Source organism: Mesorhizobium sp. M7A.F.Ca.CA.001.08.2.1 (assembly GCF_003998455.1).
GTDB lineage: Bacteria > Pseudomonadota > Alphaproteobacteria > Rhizobiales > Rhizobiaceae > Mesorhizobium > Mesorhizobium ciceri.
Window position 1 is genome coordinate 1 of sequence record NZ_RZPW01001139.1, and the last position, 1,364, is coordinate 1,364.

Sequence of the window (1,364 nt, forward strand, 5' to 3'; positions counted from 1 at the left end):
GCTTCGCAAGCGTCAGCGGCGCGAAGCCTGTCCAGCCGCTGATGCCGATAGTGACCGAGGTGGCAGCCATCGCCGGTGCGGACAGGCCGGCGGCAAGTGTCAGAGTTGCGGTAAGAACGGCGATCCTGTTCATGTCGGTTCCCCTTTTGTTTTTGCTGGGGAATTGTCTCACAGACGCCAATCGGCTTGTCAATGAACAGCTTGGTGAGGCAACCGGCAGGCCCGGCTCTGCTGTCGGCCAATGGCTACCACCGCCAGAAATCCATCGTGGCTATCCAAAATGGCCTCAATAATCGTCGCAGGTGCACTCCGCCGACGATATACGGTCATTCCAGTCGCTGCCGCCGAAATCGCGGATCCGGCGCCGGATCTCGATCGAGCGGCCACCCATCCGGGAGTCCTCATAGGCAATGAGTGTGCAACCCCGGCGCACGATCACCGACGACACACGGTCGTTCCAGAACTGGCCGCCGCGAAAGTTCACGGAATCGTCGGGGCCCATACCGATGGACCGACCGCGAAAATTCGCGTGCTCGAACATCATGCAGGCGGGCTCATCATTGTATTGGGCGCTGGCGGCGTCGGCAAAAAGCACGGACGCGACAGCAGTCAGGATGGCTAGACGTTTCATCTGATGTTTCCTCGGTTTTTGCCGCGGCCCCTCCGACTGGATAGCGCGGTCCGGCCAATTTGCCAATGCTTCGGTCGCCTAGCGGCTGTCAAACATCCAGCTGCGGTTGCGCCACATTTTCTCGCCGACCAGGCAGTCGGTGGCGGGCTTGTCCTGCGCCAATACCATCGGCGGATGCGTGGCTTCTTCTGCCGCCCATTGCGGCGAGGCCGGGCCGGCGAGTTCCAGCACCAGCTTGCGACGGATGGCTTCGGGAAACTGCGTCCAGTCGTTGACCGGAATCATGAAGGCTCCGGGTCCGCCGATGACGCAGTCGCTGTAGTAGCGATCGAGATTGCTGACGTCGTAGGCGCCGGAAAAACCGCCTCGCGTCATCAGCGGCAGGCCGTTGATGACGATGCCTTGCTTGATCAGATCGTCGCGGGTCAGGTTGACCGGCGCGCCTTGATTGTTGGGGCCATCGCCCGAAATGTCGATGACCCGCTTCGTGCCCTGGTAGCCGCTTTCGGCGAACAGGTCATTGCCGAACTCCAGCGCTCCGGAGATCGAGGTGCGCCGCGCGCTGTTGGGCGGCTGAGCGGATAGTTGCGCAACCACCCGCTCGGCGTCGGTGCGGCTGGCGATCACCGTCCACGGCACGATGACGCGCTGCCAGTTGGTGCCGGCCCATTCGACATAGGTGACGGCGATCTTGCCATAAGCGCCATCGGCAATGGCCTGCAGCACATTGTCG

At 62.2% G+C, this 1,364-nt stretch carries 2 protein-coding genes and 1 pseudogene; all 3 read right to left on the reverse strand.

Annotated features, from left to right (window positions below):
* Positions 1-133 (reverse strand): annotated as a pseudogene (locus EN914_RS39660) (ABC transporter permease); the annotation flags it as partial.
* A gap of 153 nt (positions 134-286) precedes the next feature.
* Positions 287-631: a peptidase inhibitor family I36 protein gene (locus tag EN914_RS35575; protein WP_024501320.1), complete on the reverse strand. Its 345-nt coding sequence runs from the start codon at positions 629-631 to the stop codon at positions 287-289.
* A 78-nt stretch (positions 632-709) separates the two neighbouring features.
* Positions 710-1,364 (reverse strand): DUF1194 domain-containing protein (locus EN914_RS35580; protein WP_164779173.1); only part of this gene is annotated, 655 nt, incomplete at its 5' end.

What these genes read in the sequence shown, in the direction of transcription:
- EN914_RS35575 (WP_024501320.1), bottom strand. Translation starts at nt 631, where the DNA reads ATGAAACGTCTAGCCATCCTGACTGCTGTCGCGTCCGTGCTTTTTGCC.